Below are 19,477 nucleotides of genomic sequence, written 5' to 3' on the forward strand. Positions count from 1 at the left end.
GCGCAGCCATGCGAAATTGCATGGCTAGGCCCCGGAATCGGGCTAGGCCATGCCGGCAGCGCAGGACTATAAGCCGCGCGCTCTTCCGCCGTTGTGCAGTGAAGCATTTTAGAGGCCACTGGGCGCTCCCATGACAAGCGACGTAGCAGTTCCCGCCCCGGAAACGGCGGCGGCCAATGGGCATGGCGAGGCCCACACCACCGCCGGTTTCGGCGCGCTGACGCTCGGCAGCATCGGGGTCGTCTATGGCGATATCGGCACCAGCCCGCTCTACGCGTTCCGCGAGGCGGTGATGGCGGCCTCGGGCGCAGACGGATTGCCGACACCGGCCGCCGTGCTCGGCGTGCTCTCCCTGATCCTCTGGGCACTCGTCGTCGTGGTGACGCTCAAATACGTCGTGATCCTGCTCCGCGCCGACAACAACGGCGAGGGTGGCACGCTGGCGCTGATGGCACTGGCCCAGCGGGCGGTTGGCACCGGCGGGGCGACCATCGTCCTGCTCGGCATCATTTCCGGAGCCCTGTTCTACGGCGATGCCGTGATCACCCCGGCGCTGTCGGTGCTGTCGGCGATCGAGGGCATGAAGGACGTCACCCTGAGGTTCGAGCCTTACATCGTGCCGCTCACCGTGGTGATCCTGGTCGCTCTGTTTGCCGTGCAATCCCGCGGCACCGCCCGCGTTGCCGCCTTCTTCGGCCCGATCATGTGTGTTTGGTTCGCGGTGCTCGCGGCCGCAGCGATCCATCCGATCATCCAGCAGCCTCAGGTGCTGTACGCGCTGAATCCGCTTTATGCCGTGTCCTTCATGCTTCACCACGGCGTCATCGGCTTCGTGACGCTGGGCGCCGTGTTCCTGGCCGTCACCGGCGCCGAGGCGCTCTATGCCGACCTTGGCCATTTCGGCAAGCGGCCGATCCAGTTCGCCTGGTTCTCTATCGTGCTGCCATCGCTGGCGCTGAACTATCTGGGGCAGGGGGCGCTGGTCCTCAGCGACCCCGGCGCGATCGTGAGCCCGTTCTTCCAGCTCTTCCCGCAAGGCTTTTTCCGCGGCAGCATGGTCGTGCTGGCCACGGCCGCCACCGTCATCGCGAGCCAGGCCGTCATCACCGGCGCCTATTCGCTGACGCGGCAGGCGATCCAGCTCGGGCTGTTGCCGCGCTTTGAAATTCGCCATACGTCGGAAGCCCATTCCGGCCAGATCTTCATCCCGCGCATCAACCAGCTGCTGCTGGTCGCGGTGGTGCTGCTGGTGCTGTTGTTCCGCTCGTCCAGCGCGCTCGCGTCCGCCTACGGCATCTCCGTCACCGGCACCATGGTGGTCACGGCGATGATGGGCTTCGTCGTGGTCTGGAAGGGGTGGCGGTGGTCGGCGCTCACCGCGAGCGCGCTGATTGCGCCGTTCTTGTTCCTCGATTTGACCTTCCTGACCGCGAACCTCTTGAAGGTGTTCGAGGGCGGCTGGGTGCCGCTGGCGCTCGGCGCGCTCATGATCATCCTGATGTACACGTGGCGGCGCGGCAGCCGCCTCTTGTTCGAGAAGTCGCGCAAGCTCGAATTCCCGCTTGCCGACCTGGTGGCAATGCTGGAGAAGCGGCCGCCGCAGCGGGTGCCGGGCACTGCGGTGTTTCTGACCTCGGATCCGCTCAGCGCGCCGACGGCGCTGATGCATAGTCTGAAACACTACAAGGTGCTGCACGAGAAGAATGTCATTCTCACCATCGAGACCGCGCAGACCCCGCGGATCGATCCGGCCGAGCGGGTGAAGCTGGAGCAGATCTCACCGACCTTCTCCAAGGTGACGCTGAAGTTCGGTTTCATGGAATCGCCCAACGTGCCGAAGGCGCTCGCGATCGCCCGCAAGCTGGGCTGGCAGTTCGACATCATGTCGACCTCGTTCTTCCTGTCGCGCCGGGCGCTGAAACCCGCCGCCCATTCCGGCATGCCGCGCTGGCAGGACCGGCTGTTCATCTCGCTCAGCCGCTCCGCCAACGATGCCACCGACTATTTCCAGATCCCCTCCGGCCGCGTGGTCGAGGTCGGAACGCAGGTGACGATTTAGCCTCCAGCCGGGGCTCCGTCCGTCTCCACCGCAGTCATCGCCGGCTGGACCGGGCGATCCAGTATTCCAGAGGCGGCGCGGCTAGAACCGAGGAGCCGCGGCGTACTTGATTCCCCGAGATTCAGGCGTCCTGAAAGCCGGACTTCAAGTCGCTGCGATTTAGCTTTAACTTGCGCCGCGCGGCTCAAGTCTTTGTGGCGCTTGATTTTCGCCTGCTGAGAGGCGAGGTTGCCGCCGGCCGGGATCGCCCCGGGCATGCACCTTTCGACGTTGGAGGATGAAGTGGCAAACCAGGTACAGGATCTGACCCCGGACGAGGTCTCCAAGGGTGTCGCGGAAGGGCGCTATCTGCTCGTCGACGTCCGCGAGCCGAACGAGGTTCAGGCCGAAGCCTACCCTTACGGCGTCGTGGTTCCGCTCTCGACCTTCGATCCCAAGGCGATCCCCGATCCGCAAGGCAAGGAGGTCGTGTTTGCCTGCCGCTCGGGCAAGCGCTCGGTGACGGCCTCGCTCGCGGCGCAGGCGGCGGGCCTGCCTTACGACAAGCATCTGGCCGGCGGCATGCTGGGCTGGAAGGCGGCTGGTCTTCCCAGCAAGGTCGGTGGCTGATCGGCCCGATGTCCAAAAGCTCGTCCCTGAACAAGGTCTTCGCCGATCTTCCCGTCACCATCTTCGAGGCGATGTCGCAGGCGGCGCGCGACAACGATGCCATCAATCTCGGCCAGGGCTTCCCCGACGATCCCGGCCCTGAGGACATCCGCCGAGCCGCGGCCGAGGCCTCGCTGAACGGCTACAACCAATACCCCTCGATGATGGGCCTGCCGGAGTTGCGCCAGGCGATCGCGACCCATTACGGCCACTGGCACGGCCTCAAGCTCGATCCGATGAGCGAGGTGATGGTCACCTCCGGCGGCACCGAGGCGCTGACCTCGGCGATCCTCGCCGTGGTCCAGCCCGGCGACGAGGTGATCTGCTTCCAGCCGGTCTATGATTCCTATCTGCCGATCATCCGCCAGGCCGGCGGCATTCCGCGCTTGGTGCGCCTTGAGCCGCCGCACTGGCGGCTGAATGAGGACATGCTGAAAAGCGTGTTCAATTCAAAGACCAAGGCGGTGCTCTTCAACAATCCTCTGAATCCCTCCGCGGTGGTCTATCCGCGCGAGGATCTCGAGCTTCTCGCGCGCTACTGCCAGGAGTTCGATGTCATTGCGATCTGCGACGAGGTCTGGGAGCACGTCACCTTCGATGAGCACAAGCACATCCCGCTCATCACCATCCCCGGCATGCGCGAGCGCACCATCAAGGTCGGCTCGGCCGGCAAGATCTTCTCGCTCACGGGGTGGAAGATCGGCTTCGTCTGCGCCGCCCCGCCCTTGCTGCGCGTTGCCGCCAAGGTGCACCAGTTCCTGACCTTCACCACCGCGCCGAATCTGCAGGCCGCCGTCGCCTATGGCCTCGGCAAGTCCGACGACTACTTCCGGTCGATGCGCAAGGATCTGACGCGGAGCAGGGACCGCCTGACCAAGGGGCTGGAGAGCCTCGGCTTCCCGGTGCTGAAGTCGCAAGGCACCTACTTCCTCACCGTCGACCTGTCGCCGCTCGGGCTGAACGAGAGCGACACCGAGTTCTGCTGGCGCATCGTGAAGGACTACAAGGTGGCGGCCATCCCGGTCTCCGCCTTCTACGAGCAGGACCCGGTGACATCAGTGGTGCGCTTCTGCTTTGCCAAGAAGGACGAGACGCTCGACACCGCGCTGGAGCGGCTGTCGGACGCGGTGCGCGGGCGCAAGAGGTAGACGAGAGATGACGAACGTCGGCCGCTCCGGATTTGGCTTTGGTCTTGCAATCGCCGCCGCGCTGACGTTGCTCCCCGGTCCCGCAGGGGCGGAGGAGCGCGTTGTCAACTTCTACAACTGGTCCAACTACATGGCGCCAGGCGTCCTTGAAGCCTTCACCAAGGAGACCGGCATCAAGGTGGTCTACGACACGTTCGACGCCAACGAGACGCTGGAGACGCGCCTGATGGCCGGCAAGTCCGGCTACGACGTCGTGGTGCCCACCGCTTATTTCCTGCAGCGCCAGATCAAGGCCAACATCTTCCAGAAGCTCGACAAGTCGAAGCTGCCGAACCTCGCCAATGCCTGGCCGGTGGTGACGCAGCGCCTCGGCATCTACGATCCCGGCAATGTCTACGCCGCGAACTACATGTGGGGCACGACGGGCATCGGCTACAACGTTGCCAAGGTGAAGCAGATCCTGGGTGCCGACGCGAAGATCGACAGCTGGGACGTCGTGTTCAAGCCGGAGAACCTGGCAAGATTCAAAGATTGCGGCGTGCACATGCTCGACTCCGCCGACGACATCTTCCCGGCGGCGCTGAACTATCTCGGGCTCGATCCGAACTCGACCAAGCAGGCGGATCTGGAGAAGGCCGCCGACGTCGTCGCGAAGGTTCGGCCGTCGGTGCGCAAGTTTCACTCGTCCGAATACCTCAGCGCGCTCGCCACCGGCGAGATCTGCTTCGTGGTCGGCTGGTCCGGCGACATCATGCAGGCCCGCGCCCGCGCGGCGGAAGCCAAGAAAGACAACGGCAGCGGCATCGAGATCGGCTACGCGATTCCCAAAGAGGGCGCGCAGATGTTCTTCGACAATCTCGCGATCCCGGCAGACGCCAAGAACGTCGCCGAAGCCTACGAGCTGATCAACTATCTCTACCGCCCGGACGTTGCCGCCAAGAACTCGGACTTCCTGTCCTACGCCAACGGCAACCTCGCCAGCCAGAAGCTGATCGATCCCAAGATCCTAGGCGACAAGAACATCTATCCGGACGAGGCGACACTCGCAAAACTGTTCGTCATCACGGCGCGCGAGCCGGCGACGCAGCGGATCATCAACCGGCTGTGGACGAAGGTGAAGACGGGGCGGTAGTTGGGCCGGGAACCATCCCGACAAACTAAATCCTGCAAAACAACCCCATGCACAGTAGAATGCCGCTTGGCCTAATCGCTCCGCAGACGCAAAGGAACTGAACACCTCGCGCGCGGCGAAAACTGAGCCTGCGAGGCAAGCCGAGTGCGCCTGACCTCATCAGCCTCCGCTCCTTTGACACGTCGGGCAAAACACTGGCAGAATGGCATCGTGGCCATCAGGCCCAGACACCGCTCTAGTTGCGAAGCATCGCGAGAGCAGGGCGATACCTACCATTCATACCGCACCGTGCCCTTGCCCGTGTAAGTCTGCGTGCTGCGGGAGAACTCGCCTTCGACCGTGCCCGCAAGCGAAAGACCATTTCGCCATCTCATTTCCGCGCGGCCGCCGACCAACGCGGAGTCGGCCGCCGGTTGCGCGCCGTTGACCGTGAAGGCCGCGCCCGGCAGCGTCTGGAAGGCGGCGCTGACGAGACGGTTGGTGTTGGAATCGTGCGCCCAGGCGAGCCGGCCGCGGAGCGTGAGCACGCCGTCGTTGACGAGGATGCGCTGGTCGGTGCGGGCGCCGAGCTCGGTGCGGACATTGGTGGTGTCCTGCGCGGTGTAGGACAGCGCGAACTGGTTGCTGCCGACGATCGCGGTTTCACCGTAGCCGGGCAAATGGAAGGTGGTGACTTGTGCGGCCGCGTAGGGCGTCACGCCGAAGGTGGAGGCGGGGATGGGTGCGAAGCGCCAGCCTGCCTCCAGGCGGCCGGAGAAGGTGCTGGCCGTGAAGTTGGCGGTGAGCTTGTCGGTGCCAGACACCGTCACGGTGCGATCTGTGGTGACGTCCTGCCAGCCATAGGCGAGGGCTGCTGAGAGATAGGCCGGTCCGAAATTGTGGCGGGCATAGAGACCGGCCTGGAACAGGTCGGCGCGGCCGCTGCCGAGACTGTCCGACAGCGCAAAGTTGTAGCCGGCGCCGCCGAGCGCGAAGCCGAGCAGCGTGTTCGGCGAGACGCGATAGTCGGCGCCGACCACGGTGCCGTAGATGCGGCTGGTGGTGGTGCTCGAGCCGGCCGCAGTGTTGCCGTTCAACGTGCTGGCGCCGCCGTAAGCAGAGGCCCACACGCCCCAGCGCCGGTCGACGACATCGCCGCTGGCCTCGCGCGGCGTCACCGCGGCGTAGGCCTCGCGCACTTTTGCGTCGTTTGGTGTGGTGGAAGCGTAGCCCAGCGTCCCGCCGTCGCCGGCGGTGCCGCCGCGCTCGCCGTCCGAGCCGCCGCCGAAGGGATCGAGCATGTTGACGAACTGCTGCGCGGCGCCGAACGCGGCCTGCGTGCCGGCGGCGCCGGGCTGGCCGGAGACCTGGCTGAGCCCGCGGTTGAGCTGCGGCTGGCCCATGTTGAGCAGCGCATCGAAGCCGGCCGGCGGCGTCCCGCCGCTCGCGACGGCTCCGTTGATGGCGCCGGCGACGTTGCTCTGGTTGGCGCCGGTACCCGCCGGCAGCACGATCGCGCCGGGATCGAGCACGAGATAGACGTTGTTCAGGTCGTAGGTGAGGTGCGGATTGCGCGTGGGGCTGAAGCTGCCGCTGACGCTCAGCCCGGCGAACTGCGTTCCGCCGAAGCCGCCGGACGCATTGAGGATGGTGTAGGTCTGGCTGCGGAAGCTGCCCGGGATCGCCAAGGCCTGCACGGTGGCGCCGGTGAGCGTCGCGGTGCCCGAGACGTTGGTCCGGTCGGCGGCGGTCGCGGAGACTTCGACCCCATAGAAGCTGCCGGCGCTGAAGGCGAGATTGCCGCTGACGGTGAGAGTGCCCACGGAATTGCCGGGCGCCAGCGTGCCGCCACTCGCAATCGTCGTGTTGCCGACTGTGCCGGTGCCGCCGAGCGTGCCGCCGCTGTTCACGGTGAGGCTGCTGGAGGACGCAATCGAGCCGTTCACCGCCAGCGTGCCGCCGTCGACCGAAGTGGCGCCGGTATAGGTGTTGACGCCCGAAAGCGTCAGCGTGCCGGAGCCCACCTTGATCAGCGATGTCCCGGTGAGTTGCCCGTCGCCCGTGAGCACGCCGGTGACGGTGGTCGACAGATTGTTGCTGCCAACCGTCAGCTCGACGCCGTTGAGGTCGAAGCGGCCATTGCCGGCGATCGAGCCGGCGGTGAGCTTGCCGTCGCTGCTCGGGCCGGGCGTCCAGAAGTTGATGACGGCGGTGGACGCGGTGTTGGTGAGCTGCGCGCTGCCGGGCGTCGAATTGCCGTCGAACAGCACATTTCCGCTGTTGACGATCGTCGCGTCGCCGGCCGTAGAGTGGCCGTAGAACGCCAACTGCGCGTTGTTGGTGATGGTCGTGCTGCCGGCCGTGGTGTTGTAGAACGCCAGCGTGCCGGCGGAAATCGTCACGCTGGAAAATGTGTCCGCGCCGGTCAAGGTCAGCGTGCCGGCGCCGGACTTGGTCAGCGCGCCGCCGCTGAGATTCTGGCTGACGGTGAAATTGTTGGCTGCGTCTGCAATGTCGAATGTGCCGCCGCTGGTACCCCAGTTGATGGTGCGCGAGGTGGCGTTGAATGTCGTGCCTGATATCTGCAGGGTCCCGCCATTGAAGGTCAGGCTGCCTGCCAGGTCGCCCAGATTGGCGTCTGTGGAGACGCTGACCGTTCCGCCGGCAAAGGTGGTGCCGCCGGTATAGGTGTTGGTGCCGGTGAGTGTCAGCATGCCGGTGCCGGTCTTCACCAGCGAGCCGCCGGTGCCGCCGCTCGCGCCGCCATCGGCGATCACGCCGCTGACGGTGGTGAACAGATTGTTGCCGCCGACGGTCAGCTCGTTGGCGCCGAGATAGAAGGTGCCGTTGCCGGCGATCGAGCCGGCGCTAAGCTTGTGGTCGCCGTTCGGGCCGGAGCTGGCGGAGAAATCGAAGACGGCGCTCGGGTCGTTGTTGATCAGCTGCGCATTGCCCGCGGTCGCGTTGTCCGTGAAAGAAGTGTTTCCGACGGAACTGTGGAAGAGCCCGTTGCCGTTGTTGGTGATGACGGCATTGCCGGCCGTGCTGGTGCCATTGAAGAATAGATTATAGGCGTTGTTGATGGTCGCGCTGCCCGCCGTGCCGGCGCCACTGAAAAACATCGCGAAATTATTGGTAATGGTAGCGCTTGCTGCGGTACTCGAGGCGCTGAAGGTGAGGACGCCGTTGTTGGTGATGCCGGCGCTTCCCGCCGTGCTGGTTTGATTGAAGCTGATTGTGCCGGTGTTGGTGATGCCAGCATTACCGGCAGTGCTCGAACCGTAGAAGGAGAACTGCCCGTCGTTGTTGATTGTCGCGCTGCCAGCGGTGCTGGTGTCGTAGAATAACGCGCTGTTGGTGCTGGTGATGGTGATGGTGGCGCTGCCGGCCGTGCTGGTGCCGTGGAAACTCAACGAGCCTGCATAGCCGTTGATGTTGATGGTGGCGCTGCCAGCCGTGCTCGAATTGTAGAAGCCAACGGAGGTGTAGTCGCCGCCGGTGATACTGGCGTTTGCGGCCGTGCTCGAGTCGTTGAAGATGAGCTGGCCATGGGTGTTGTTGGTGATGGCGGCACTGCCGGCCGTGCTCGTGCCGTAGAAGTATATCAAGCCGCCGTTGTTGGTGATGGTGGCGCTGCCGGCCGTGCCGTCGTCGTAGAAGGAGAGGGTGCCGCTGTTCGAGATGCTGGCCGAGCCGGCGCTGCTCGCGTTTTGGAAGATCGTGATTCCGGCGTTGGAGATGCCAGTGATGCCGCTGGTGTCGGCGTTGACGACGCTGAACCTGCCGAGGGCGCCAACGTTGACGGTCCCCAGAATGGAGCCGACGCCGCTGGCGCTGCCGAGTTGCAAGTTGCCGCCATTGATCGTGGTGCCGCCGGTATAGGTATTTGCGCCCGACAGCGTCAGCGTGCCGGTGCCGATCTTGACCAGCGAGCCGCCGGTGCCCGAGATGGCGCCGCTGACCTCGGTCGAGGAATTGTTGGAGCCGACGGTCAGCTCATTGGCGCCGAGCAGGTACAAGCCCGCGCCCGCGATCGAGCCGGCGCTGATCTTGTTGTCGCCGTTGAGGCCCGCGGTCTGGCTGAAGTCGACCAAGGCGTTGGCATTGTTGACGATCGCCGCATCGCCGGCCGTGCTGTTGTCCTGAAAGGAGACGCTACCATTGACGGTGATGGTCGCGGTGCCGGCCGTGCTGTAGTCTTGGAAGGTGATGCCGCCATTGTTGGTGATGATGGCGCTGCCGGCGGTGCTGTGGCCATAGAAAAGAATGAGGTTGGTGTTGGTGATGGCGGCGTTGCCGGCCGTGCTGTTCTCGTAAAAAGTCGTCGCGTAGTTGTTTGTAATGGTTGCGCTGCCGGCTGTGCTGGTGTTGAAGAACTCCAGGAAGCCGTTGTTGCTGATGGCGGCGGTGCCGGCCGTGCTGCTGTTGGAGAATTGAACGCCGCCGTTGTTGCTGATGGCGGCGGTGCCGGCCGTGCTGCTGTTGAAGAATTGAACAAGGCTGCCGTTGTTGTTGATTGTCGCTCCGCCGGCCGTGCTGGTGTTCCGGAAATACAGGTTTAAGTTGCCGGTATTGATGGTAACGCCGCCGCCGTTGATGACGATGCCGGCGCCCGTGAAGGTCAATTGTGAGCTGCTGAGGTCAAACGTGTAGTTCGAGGCGCCGGCATTGAATGTCCAGCCGCCGACCGTGACGCCGCCAAATAACGACAGGTCGGTGATGTTCGACGCGCTGAAATAGGCAGTGCCGGTCGGCTTTGTGCCGGTGTCCCAGTTGGCGCCGGTGCCATAATCGTTGCTGCCGGGGGAGGCGAGCCAGGTGGCGTCCTGCGCACGGGCGGGCACCGCCGGCAGCATCCAGGCCAAGGCCAGCGCCGACGACGTCAACAGCGCCGCCCGCAGGTGGCGGGTCGCCACGAAACAATCTTTCCCCGTCGTCACTTCGTCCCCCAACGCGTCCCGAGTCCTCGGCTGGATTCATCGCATCGGGCGGGGAGGGGTGTCCTGATAAGGGGTTGGCTACTTTCTGAAAGTTTCTGATATTTGCGTTTCAGACCCGATTTTCGGGCAATTTCGGCAGACTTCCGCTATATCAGCCGCCTTGGGAGACGCTTTGGGGGATCATTTGCTTCGTTTCGCCGGCTTCGAGCTGGACCAGCAGCGCGCGGAGCTGCGTGGGGCCGATGGCACGCCGATCAAGCTCCGGCCCAAGACTTTCGAGATGCTCCGGCTGTTCGCGAGCAGCGGCGGCCGGGTGCTGAGCAAGCAGGAGCTGATGGAGGCGGTCTGGCCGAACGTCCATGTCGGCGAGGACAGCCTGTTTCAATGCATCCGCGAGCTTCGCACCGCGCTCGGCGACGAGCGGCGGCAGATGATCAAGCTCGCCTCCGGCGGCGGCTATTCGCTGACGGCTGGGGTTCAGGCTGAAGCGGAGGTCGACCTGGCTCAGGCCGAGCTGCCGGCTGTCGCCGCGGAGGTCCCGGCGGAGGCCGAGGCGGTCCCGACGTATCCGCCGGCCCCGCGCGCCGTCTTCCGCCTGCGCAGCCCGGCCATGATCGGCGCGGTGACCGCGTTCTGCGTCGTCATCATCGGGCTTGCGGTTGCCGCACCGGTGCTGAAGCCCGACTTCCTGTTCAAGCGCACGCCGCCGCGGATCGCCGTGATGCCGATCGTTGATGCCGGCAACGACCCGCGCGGTGCGGCCATGGCGGCGGAGGTCACCGGCCGCCTTACGGACGGCTTTGCCAGGATCCAGAACATCAGCGTGGTCGCGCCGCGCGCGGCGACGGGGGTCGAGAGCGTCGCCCAGCCGGTCGCATCGCCCGATTACGAAGTGCGCGGCGAGCTCCAGCGTGGCGATCAGTCCTGGACCTTGCGGGCCCGCATCATCAGGACCGGCAGCGGCGAGGTTCAATCGGTCGCGACGGCTTCGGTCGGTGCCGACGAGGTCGATGCGCAGCTTCAGCAGTCGCGCCTCGTCGCCGGCGTGGGGCACGTGCTGGCGCGCCGCCTCAACGAGCTGCTGGAGCCCAGCGCCTCGCCGGCCGCAAGCCGGACATCATCCGCCGGCGGCGACAAGGTCGCCGTCGAGCAGGCGCTCGCCTCGATCAACCAGACCACGCGCGAGCGCTTTGGCGCGGCGCAGGCCATGCTGCAAAAGGCGCTGGACGACGATCCCCGGAATGTCGACCTCGCGGTGGCGCTCGCGTCGCTCCAGCTGCGCGGCATCCAGATGGTCTGGTTCAGCCCGGAGGAGGCTGTGACCGTCGAGGCGAAGGCCAATGCGACGCTCGAGCAGGCGCTGCGCGTCAAGCCGAATGCGATTCCGGTGCTCGAGGCGCATTGCCGCTTCCTCAGCGCGACCAATCATTTCGTGGAAAGTCTCGTCACCTGCGCCAGGGCCTTGAGCTTCGATCCGTGGAACGGGTCCGCGCTCTATCTGATCGGTCTCGGGCAGATCTATCTCGGCCGCTTCGACGATGCGCTCGCGACATTCCAGCAGGCCGACCGTTACGACACGCCGCCGGCCTCGCGCTGGACCTGGCTGCTCGGCGCCGGCATGACCTATGCCATGATGGGGCGCTTCGAGGAGGGCTTGCCGTGGCTGCAACGCTCGATCGCCGTCACGCCGGGCACCGGCCGCTCGCACTTTCTGCTCGCCGCCGCCTATCAGCGAGCGGGCCGGCGCGAGGAGGCGAGCGCGGCGATGGCGGAGGGCCTGAGACTGCGGCCTGGCACGACCAGGCTCAACGTCTCGCCGCCGATGAAGAACGCAAGTCCGGTCTGTATCGCAGCCTGGGATCGCGTCGTTCAGGCCGAGGTGGATGCGGGATTGCCGGAGAAGTGAGGGCGGGAGTTGTTTGTAACTCTTGCTGTCATGCCCCGCGAAGGCGGGGCATCCAGTACTCCGCAGCTTCTCGGCTCAACTACAACCGCCTCGGAATACTGGATCGCCCGGTCAAGCCGGGCGATGACACCGCGTGAGGAAGCGCGGTCGCATCGCCTCGCTCGCAATGACGGCGAACCTACCGCCACCGCCGGTGCAGCCACAGCCACTGCTCGGGATGCTCGCGCACCCAGCCCTCCACCACACTCGTGATCGCCTGGGTCGTGCCCTGGATGTCGATCTTGCCGTCGGCGTCGCGCACCGGCTGGATCTCTTCGGTGAGCTCGCCGCGAAAGCGGCCGCCGGGCAGGCGGATGATGCGGACGCCGTGGATCGGGCATTCGATCTGGCGCAAGAGGCGCGCCAGCATCGGGTTGGCGCGGGTCTTGCGGCCGAAGAAGGTGACCTCGACGCCGGCGGTCAGATACTGGTCGATCAGCATGGCGACGTGCTTGCCGTCCTTCAGGGCCTGCGCGAGCCGTAAGGGAGCGTCGCGCCCCGCAGGGATCAGCGTGCCCATGTTGACCTGGCGCATCTCCTGGATGATGCGGTCGGCGGACGCAATGTTCGGGCGGCGATAGAGAATCGCGGTATCCAGTTCATGCGCGACGGCGGCGAGCGCCGGCAATTCCCAATTGGCCAGATGCGCGGCGAAGATCAGCGCCGGCTTGCCGTCGTCGCGGATCTGGTCGAACAGCTCGATGCTGCGCGGGGGAATCTCGATCCGGCTCTTCTCCGGATGGTCGCGATCGTAGTCCCAGACGTGGTCGATATGGGCGAACTCGGCGCCGACGCGGCCGAGATTGTCCCAGACGCCCATCAGGATCTGTTCGATTTCCTCCGGCGATTTCTCCGGAAAGGCGGCGGTGAGATTGGCGCGGCCGATGCGGTGCTCGCGCAGGCGCGGGCCGATCAGCTTTACGGCGCGCGCGAAAAAGTCCGAAGTCTTGACCGGATCGAAATAGCGCGTGGTGCGCAGCATCGCGACGGTCGCGGCGCCGATCAGGCTTCCGCCGAGCGATTTGGCAGCCTCCCGCGCGCGGGCCTTCGTGCTCGCAGTCAGCAGCCTCATGCGTCCGGTCAGGCCGGTTCGCGGGTCAGGATCAGCGAGGCGTTCTGGCCGCCGAAGCCGAACGAGTTCGACATCACCGCGGTCACGCGGGCATCGCGCGCCTTGTTGCCGACGACGTCGAACAGGATCGTGGGATCCGGATTGTCGTAGTTGATCGTCGGCGGAATGCGCTGATGCTCAAGCGTGAGCAGCGAGAAGATCGCCTCCACCGCGCCGGCGGCCGAGATGGTGTGGCCGACCATCGACTTGTTGGAGGTGACCGGAATCTTCTGCGCGAGCTCGCCGAACACGGCCGATGTCGTGTTGAACTCCATCTTGTCGTTTTCGGGTGTCGAGGTGCCGTGCGCGTTGATGTGGTCGATCTGGTCCGGGGTCATGCCGGCATCGGCCAGCGTCTTGTTCATGCAGCCGATGATCGGCTTGCCGTCGGGCGAGGAGCGGGTGCGATGGAAGGAGTCGGTGAGCTCGCCGCAGCCGGCGATCACGCCGAGGATCCTTGCGCCGCGCGCAGTCGCCGCCTCATAGCTTTCGAGCACCAGGGCGCCGGCGCCTTCGGCCATCACAAAGCCATCGCGGTTCTTGGAGAAGGGGCGGGAGGCCGCCTGCGGCGGCTCGTTCTGGGTCGACAGCGCCGAGAGCAGAGAGAAGCGCACCAGCGCTTCCGGGTTCACGGTGCCGTCGGTCGCGACGCACAGCGCAGCATCCGTCTCGCCGCGGCGGATCGCCTCGACGCCGAGCTGGATCGAGGTGGCTCCGGACGCGCACGCCGTCGACAGCGAGATCGGGGAGCCCTTGGTGCCGAACGTCTCGGCGAGATACGCGGCAACCGAGCCGAACATGAAGCGATGATGGTAGGCGCTGTACTTGCCGCCGCCGGAAATGCGCAGCAAATCGTCATAGGTGATGTCGAGTTGGCCGACATCGCGACCGAGTTCGCGACGCTGCGGCCATTCGACCTCGACCGGCGCAACCGCAAGGAAAAGGGGGCCCGGGAAATCGGCTTTGGCGCCGATGCCGGCCTGCTCCAGCGCTTCCTGCGTCACCAGCTCGGCCATCCGTTCGGACAGGGCGGTGGAGGAGAAGGGATCGACGCTGACGAAATCGACCGTGCCGGCCATCGTGGTCTTGAGGCCGTCGATCGGAAAGCGCGTGATGGTGCGGATGCCGGATTCGCCGGCGACGAGCTTCGCCCAATTGTCGGCCTTGCCGGCACCGAGCGAGGTCATGATGCCCATGCCGGTGACGACGACGACGGGACGCCCGAGTTTGTCGCGTGGTGCAGTCATGTCGATCCCCGCTTGAGCTAACTAAACCGCCTCGACCAGCGCCATGCCTTCGCCGCGCCAGTGTCCGGCTCCCACCACCACGATCTGGGTAGGCGCGCCCTGCATTTCAATCTCGGTCCCGGTCGAATCGTTCGGCGGGAACAGAGCACCACGCGAGATCGACAGCGCAGCGAGCGCAATTCCGAGCGGAAATTGCGTCTCCATGGCGTGGCCAAACACCGTGCCGGTCGAGCGCACCGGAAAGTCGGCATGGCGCTTCAGGAAGTCGTGCTCTTCCGAGGTCGCGGGCTCCGCACCGGTCGCTCCGGTGATGATGGCGCCCTTGCCGTCGCGCTTCGGCAGCTTGGCCCACAGCTTCTCCAGTGTCGCGGCCATGTCGCCGGGTCGCTTGCGTTTGGCGAGGTCTGCGACGACGCTCGACAATTTTGCGAACGGCTTTGCGCCGCGCGCTTCCGCATGCGCCTTCGATTCCAGCACCAGGAAGGCGCCGGCCGAGCCGAGCGCGAAGCCGGCGTGGTCCTTCCGGGCCCACACGGGAGCGAACTTATCCTTGAGGTTGAAGTCGCCGAATTCATAGAGGACGAGCAAGTCCTTGCGCTCGCCATTGTGCGAACCGCCGACCAGCGCGATGTCGCTCTCGCCCGAGGCGATGCGCGCAAGCGCAATGCGGGCGGCATCGGCGCCCGCGACCTCTTCGCCCATGAAGGTGCGCGAAGTGCCCCCTACGCCGTGCACGATGGCGATGTTGCCGGCGAGCAGGTTGGAGAGCTGGGCCAGGAACAACGTCGGCCGGAGATCGCTCATCAACCTCTCGTTGAGGAAACCGGGCGCGTTGGCGCCCTTGGCCTCGGCCGTCAGCACGCCGCTGTCGACGTTGAGATCGCGCTCGCCGCCGCCGGCGGCGACCACCATGTCGATCTTCGACAGGATGTCCTTGTTGCCCTTGATGCCGGCGGAATCGAGCGCAAGGCCGGCGGCATAGGTGCCGATGCGCTGCCAGGCCTCCATCTGGCGCTGGTCGCCTTTCTTCGGGATCTGGTTGTCGAAGGCAACAGGCATCAAGGGATGCACGATGTAGGGTGCAAAGCCCTTCTCGTCGACATTGATGCGCTTCTCCTGAAGCGCGGCCCAGTTGGCGTCCAGGCCCTCGCCGAGCGAGGTGGCTAACCCAATGCCGGTGATCCAGACTTCGGTCTGGCCCGGCTTCGAAGCGGGAGTGTCAGTCATGGCGATACGGCCTGTTGCGGAAATCCGACGCGCTTGGCGATCGCGTCCATGTGAGAGCGCATATCCGCATTGGGGAAGGGGATCAGCGTGAAGGTGAGCGCCGAATTCGCGCGCAGCTTGCCGCCGACCCTGATCTTGGCCTCGGTCATGGCGTAGCCGGAGCCTTCGTGGGTGAGGCTCGCCTCGATGCTCATGAGATCACCGGGAAAGACCGAGCCGCGGACCTTGGCTTCCTTCACGGCGGCGAGGATCGGCATGCGTTCGAACTTGAACACGCCGAGCTGAAGCCAGCCCGAGGCCTGCGCCATCGATTCGATCAGGAGCACGCCGGGCATCAAAGGATAGCCCGGGAAGTGCCCCTCGAAGATGGTGCTCTCCTTTGGGACCTGCGCTTCGACGACGATCGTCTTCTCGTCGACCTTGAGGTCGACGATGCGATCGATCATGTGGAAGTATTCGAGTTGCATGACTGCGCCCTTAGGCGCTCGCGCCCTTGGCCGCAACCAGTTCGTCGATACGGGCGCACAGGTTCTTCAGCACGAAATACTGCTCGGTGGTCGCCTTGCCGTCGTTGACCTCTTGAGTCCACTTTTCCAGCGGCAGCTTGATGCCGAACTGCTTGTCGATCGCGAACGCGATATCAAGGAAATCGAGGCTGTCGATGCCGAGGTCATCGATGGCATGGCTATCCGGCGTGATCGTGTCGCGCGGGATGTCGCAGGTTTCAGCGATGATCGTGGCGACCTGATCGAATGTGGAAGACATCACTAAGCCTTTGATATATTGCGGATATTTGTCAGATTGTCCAGAGTGGCACGGTGGGCGGGCATCGCGCCCCTGATGACGCCCTCAAACCCCCTCTGGCCGGGTCGAAAGCCCGTATATCGGAGCGCCGCCCTGAGTTCAATGGAGCCGGGCAGGCCCAGGGGGACAGCGAGGCACAGGGTTGGGGATGCCCGCTGGGACCTTCCGCCGAGAAGCCAGCGCCGGGCCGGTCCTAAATATGCGGCGTCGTGATCTTGACGCAGTCGCGGCGGCCCATCAGCACGCAATCCTGGGTCCGGCGCAGGTCGGCGATGCTGACCGCGAGCCAGATCCCGATCGCGGTCAGCGCGATGGTGAAGGCGAGCGCCGCGATGTTGGCAAGCATGCGCTGGCGGAAATTGTCGGGTTCGGCGCGGGGCTGCTCGTAGCGCGACAGGTCCAGCCGCCCGGGTGCGACGCGCAGCGGTTGCACGGTGGCGCTGCCGCGCTGGACCGCCGGGGAAGGCGGGGTGCGCGGCCTGAACTGGAGCACCCGGTGCTCGTCATCAGAGCTTATGGGCCGCTGGTTGTTCATGGGGCGGGGATCACTCCGAAGCAGCGATTTAGATAGCATACGTGAGGAGCGCGTTGCAGAAAATCTTCACAATGCCCACGTGCATTTGTGCGTTCGCGCTATTTGCGCGCGGACGCGGATCGAGCGATCGGGAACCGGCGATCGAGCTGTGAGCGCGCAGGTTGCGCTACAACGACAGGCACGACAACAGCCACGGAGTTCGTCCCTTCGTCCCATCGCTATCGACTTGTGATCTCAGCGTCCTTTCCGAACGGATTTTGTCCCCGCAGGGCCCATGGCATAGTCGCGAGAACCCGGACCATCAGCTGCAACCATGTGAGGACCTTTCGATCATGACCAATACGCGCGAGCCGCGAGTGCATCCTGTCTCGATCCTGTCGCTCCGGCCGACGCAGATGACGGTGGGCATGCGCGAGGTCAAGGAGAAGCGCAGGCGCTGGCGCGAGCACGACAAGAAGAAGCAGGCCGACCTGCTCGGCAAGCACATGATCCCCGTCGTCTGCGGCCCCGACGCGCGCTACTACGTGATCGACCATCATCATCTCGGCCGCGCGCTGCACGATGAAGGGGTCAAGGAGGTGTTGGTGACCATCGTCGGCGACCTCAGGATGGTCGATCGCGAGGCGTTCTGGGGCGTCATGGACAACAAGCGCTGGGTCTATCCTTACGACGCCAAAGGCGAGCGGCGGTCGTTCCGCGACCTGCCGAAATCGGTTGCGGACCTCAAGGACGATCCGTTCCGCAGCCTCGCCGGCGAGTTGCGCCGCACGGGCGGCTTTGCCAAAGACACCACGCCGTTCTCCGAATTCCTGTGGGCCGACTTCCTGCGCCGACAGGTCTCGCGCAAGGCAGTTGAAGCCGATTTCGACAAGGCGCTCGAGAAGGCGATGGCCGCGGCCAGAAGCAAGGCTGCGATCTATCTGCCCGGCTGGTGCGGCCCGGCCGACGATGATTAGGGCGGTGGCGACCTGCGGCACCACCAACCGCACCACATCACGGTCTCTTGAGCGAAATCATTTTCCGTCTCGGTGAAGTGGTCCTGAAACAGGGCCGTCCCATGTCTTGGGTATCGAGCTCACACAGGAGGCCGGAATGCGCCGTCTGGTTTTTGCCGTTGCCTTGCTCGCCGTCGCCTCAGCAGGGATCTCCGCATCGTTTGCGGCAGTTCACCATGCCAAGACATTGACATTTGCCGAGCGCTTTGCCCCGGCGCTCGAGTTGATGGCAAAGCGCTAGCGGACGTGTGCTTCGCAGCCGCACGCAACCCATCGGTCGCGCGATCACTTCGGGATCATCCAGACCTTCGTCGCCATCCCCCTCGTGACTGCCGTCCTGCTCGCCGGGAGTCTCTGAGCCTGCGGCGAAAGACGTGAGCGGCACGGGGAGCGCGAGGTCAGCCGGACCCGCCTAGGCTCTGCGTTCAGGCCTCTGCTGTGAGGCCGCTTCATGTGGCTCCTGCTTGCCACCAAGCATGCGGTGAAGCCAACGCTCGACGCGGCGGCCGACCGTCAGCAGAATGAAGGCGAGCGCCAGCGAGGCCGCGACGATCTTCCATTGTCCGACGCCGCAGACAATGCCGAGGCAAGCGGCAAGGAACGTGCAGGCCGCGCTGGTCAGGCCGCTCACGCGAAAACCTCGGCTCTCGTGGACAATGACGCCGGCACCGAGAAAGCCGATCCCGGTCAGGATACCCTGGATCACCCGGCTCGCCGCATCGTTGATTCTGCCGGGCTCGGCGAACTCGACAGCGAGCAGCACGACGGCCGCGGTAGAGAGCCCGACAATGCCCAGCGTCTTCAGGCCGATCGGCTTACCTTGCAGATCGCGATTAAGACCGATCGCGCCGCCGGCGAGCGTGGCGCTGCCGAGACGGAGCAGGATTTCGGGCCAGTCGAGCTCGGTCATGTCTTGCCCGTCACGTCTTCGGCAATCGTCCCATCAGGTAGAACTCCTCGTTCGGGCGCATGCCGGTGAAATTCGCCAACCGGTTCGACAGCGCGAAGAAGGCCGCGATCGCGGCGATGTCCCAGATGTCGTCGTCGCTGAAGCCGTGGGGGCTAAGCGCGGCGAAATCGTCCTCGGAAATCCGCTGCGCGTCAGCCGAGACCTTCATCGCGAAGTCGAGCATCGCCCTCTGCCGCGGCGTGATGTCGGCCTTGCGGTAGTTCACCGCGATCTGGTCGGCGATGAGCGGGTTCTTGGCGCGGATGCGCAGGATCGCGCCATGCGCGATCACGCAATACTGGCACTGGTTCGCCGCCGAAGTCGCCACCACGATCATCTCGCGCTCGGCCTTGGTCAGCCCGCCGTCCTTCTCCATCAGCGCATCGTGATAGGCGAAGAAGGCGCGGAACTCGTCGGGTCGATAGGCCAGCGTCAAGAACACGTTCGGCACAAAGCCGCTCTTCTCCTGCACGGTGAGAAGCCGCGTGCGGATGTCGTCGGGCAGCGTGTCGAGGGCGGGGGCGGGGAAGCGTTGCGCGGCGGTTTTTGTCATGGGCGTGGATTCCGGCTTGGGCCGGCAACCATAGTCGATGCGGGCGAGACGCTCCAGAGGCGTCGCAAGGTTCTCGTGCTCCGGACGCAGCGCAGCGCCTCTTCGGCGGTGCGCTGCTGAGCCGGGGCCCAGGTTTACTTGAGGGCGGTGGTCGCAGCGTGGGTCCCGGCTCTGCGCAGCAGCGTTTCACGCTGCAGCGCATCCG

General features: G+C 65.2%; 16 protein-coding genes. 7 read left to right on the forward strand and 9 right to left on the reverse strand.

The features are described from left to right. Window positions 1-130 precede the first annotated feature (130 nt). The 4 genes from YU9_RS0104410 to YU9_RS0104425 all read left to right on the forward strand — a co-directional run bounded on the left by YU9_RS0104410 (window position 131) and on the right by YU9_RS0104425 (window position 4,987). The gene (locus YU9_RS0104410; RefSeq protein ID WP_027571676.1) at window positions 131-2,059 is read left to right on the forward strand and encodes a potassium transporter Kup; all 1,929 of its coding nucleotides are present in this window, start codon (window positions 131-133) and stop codon (window positions 2,057-2,059) included. A gap of 282 nt (window positions 2,060-2,341) precedes the next feature. Continuing rightward, window positions 2,342-2,668, forward strand: coding sequence for a rhodanese-like domain-containing protein (locus YU9_RS0104415; RefSeq protein WP_027571677.1), 327 nt, complete (start codon window positions 2,342-2,344; stop codon window positions 2,666-2,668). Between the two features lie 8 nt (window positions 2,669-2,676). Beyond that, window positions 2,677-3,855: an aminotransferase gene (locus YU9_RS0104420; RefSeq protein WP_027571678.1), complete on the forward strand. Its 1,179-nt coding sequence runs from the start codon at window positions 2,677-2,679 to the stop codon at window positions 3,853-3,855. A gap of 7 nt (window positions 3,856-3,862) precedes the next feature. Next, window positions 3,863-4,987, forward strand: coding sequence for a polyamine ABC transporter substrate-binding protein (locus YU9_RS0104425; RefSeq protein ID WP_027571679.1), 1,125 nt, complete (start codon window positions 3,863-3,865; stop codon window positions 4,985-4,987). A gap of 269 nt (window positions 4,988-5,256) precedes the next feature. Here the strand turns inward: YU9_RS0104425 and YU9_RS44545 are convergent, their stop codons facing one another. After that, window positions 5,257-9,882, reverse strand: coding sequence for an autotransporter domain-containing protein (locus YU9_RS44545; protein WP_051380340.1), 4,626 nt, complete (start codon window positions 9,880-9,882; stop codon window positions 5,257-5,259). 196 nt (window positions 9,883-10,078) lie between these two features. On the opposite strand from YU9_RS44545, the gene YU9_RS0104435 reads away from it, so the two are divergent. Beyond that, entirely contained in the window at window positions 10,079-11,812 is a 1,734-nt protein-coding gene (locus tag YU9_RS0104435; protein ID WP_245266302.1) for a winged helix-turn-helix domain-containing protein, read from the forward strand. Window positions 11,813-11,990: 178 nt separating this feature from the next. Here the strand turns inward: YU9_RS0104435 and YU9_RS0104440 are convergent, their stop codons facing one another. From YU9_RS0104440 to YU9_RS0104465, 6 genes are all read right to left on the reverse strand, one after another. Next, entirely contained in the window at window positions 11,991-12,923 is a 933-nt protein-coding gene (locus YU9_RS0104440; RefSeq protein WP_027571681.1) for a lipid A biosynthesis lauroyl acyltransferase, read from the reverse strand. A gap of 8 nt (window positions 12,924-12,931) precedes the next feature. Beyond that, window positions 12,932-14,209 (reverse strand): beta-ketoacyl-ACP synthase, encoded by a 1,278-nt coding sequence (locus YU9_RS0104445; protein ID WP_027571682.1) that lies wholly within the window; start codon window positions 14,207-14,209, stop codon window positions 12,932-12,934. 21 nt (window positions 14,210-14,230) lie between these two features. Beyond that, a complete protein-coding gene (locus tag YU9_RS0104450) occupies window positions 14,231-15,436 on the reverse strand; it encodes a beta-ketoacyl-ACP synthase (RefSeq protein ID WP_027571683.1) in 1,206 nt (401 codons plus the stop codon). Continuing rightward, window positions 15,433-15,903: a 3-hydroxyacyl-ACP dehydratase FabZ family protein gene (locus tag YU9_RS0104455; protein ID WP_027571684.1), complete on the reverse strand. Its 471-nt coding sequence runs from the start codon at window positions 15,901-15,903 to the stop codon at window positions 15,433-15,435. Before YU9_RS0104455 ends, YU9_RS0104450 begins: the two co-directional genes overlap by 4 nt. A 10-nt stretch (window positions 15,904-15,913) precedes the next feature. Further along, complete coding sequence (locus YU9_RS0104460) at window positions 15,914-16,201, reverse strand: acyl carrier protein (protein ID WP_007592476.1); 288 nt, start codon at window positions 16,199-16,201, stop codon at window positions 15,914-15,916. A 232-nt stretch (window positions 16,202-16,433) separates the two neighbouring features. Continuing rightward, window positions 16,434-16,775: a hypothetical protein gene (locus YU9_RS0104465; protein WP_027571685.1), complete on the reverse strand. Its 342-nt coding sequence runs from the start codon at window positions 16,773-16,775 to the stop codon at window positions 16,434-16,436. Between the two features lie 332 nt (window positions 16,776-17,107). On the opposite strand from YU9_RS0104465, the gene YU9_RS0104470 reads away from it, so the two are divergent. Both YU9_RS0104470 and YU9_RS48870 read left to right on the forward strand, forming a co-directional pair. Next, complete coding sequence (locus YU9_RS0104470) at window positions 17,108-17,731, forward strand: ParB-like protein (RefSeq protein ID WP_027571686.1); 624 nt, start codon at window positions 17,108-17,110, stop codon at window positions 17,729-17,731. A gap of 136 nt (window positions 17,732-17,867) precedes the next feature. Continuing rightward, a complete protein-coding gene (locus tag YU9_RS48870) occupies window positions 17,868-18,011 on the forward strand; it encodes a hypothetical protein (protein ID WP_198028207.1) in 144 nt (47 codons plus the stop codon). A 171-nt stretch (window positions 18,012-18,182) separates the two neighbouring features. Here YU9_RS48870 and YU9_RS0104480 read toward each other — a convergent pair whose 3' ends face one another. Further along, complete coding sequence (locus tag YU9_RS0104480) at window positions 18,183-18,680, reverse strand: MgtC/SapB family protein (RefSeq protein ID WP_027571687.1); 498 nt, start codon at window positions 18,678-18,680, stop codon at window positions 18,183-18,185. A 10-nt stretch (window positions 18,681-18,690) separates the two neighbouring features. Further along, a complete protein-coding gene (locus YU9_RS0104485) occupies window positions 18,691-19,272 on the reverse strand; it encodes a peroxidase-related enzyme (RefSeq protein ID WP_027571688.1) in 582 nt (193 codons plus the stop codon). Between the last annotated feature and the right edge of the window lie 205 nt (window positions 19,273-19,477).

The organism is Bradyrhizobium sp. WSM1743, from assembly GCF_000473065.1.
In the GTDB taxonomy this organism is placed as follows: domain Bacteria; phylum Pseudomonadota; class Alphaproteobacteria; order Rhizobiales; family Xanthobacteraceae; genus Bradyrhizobium.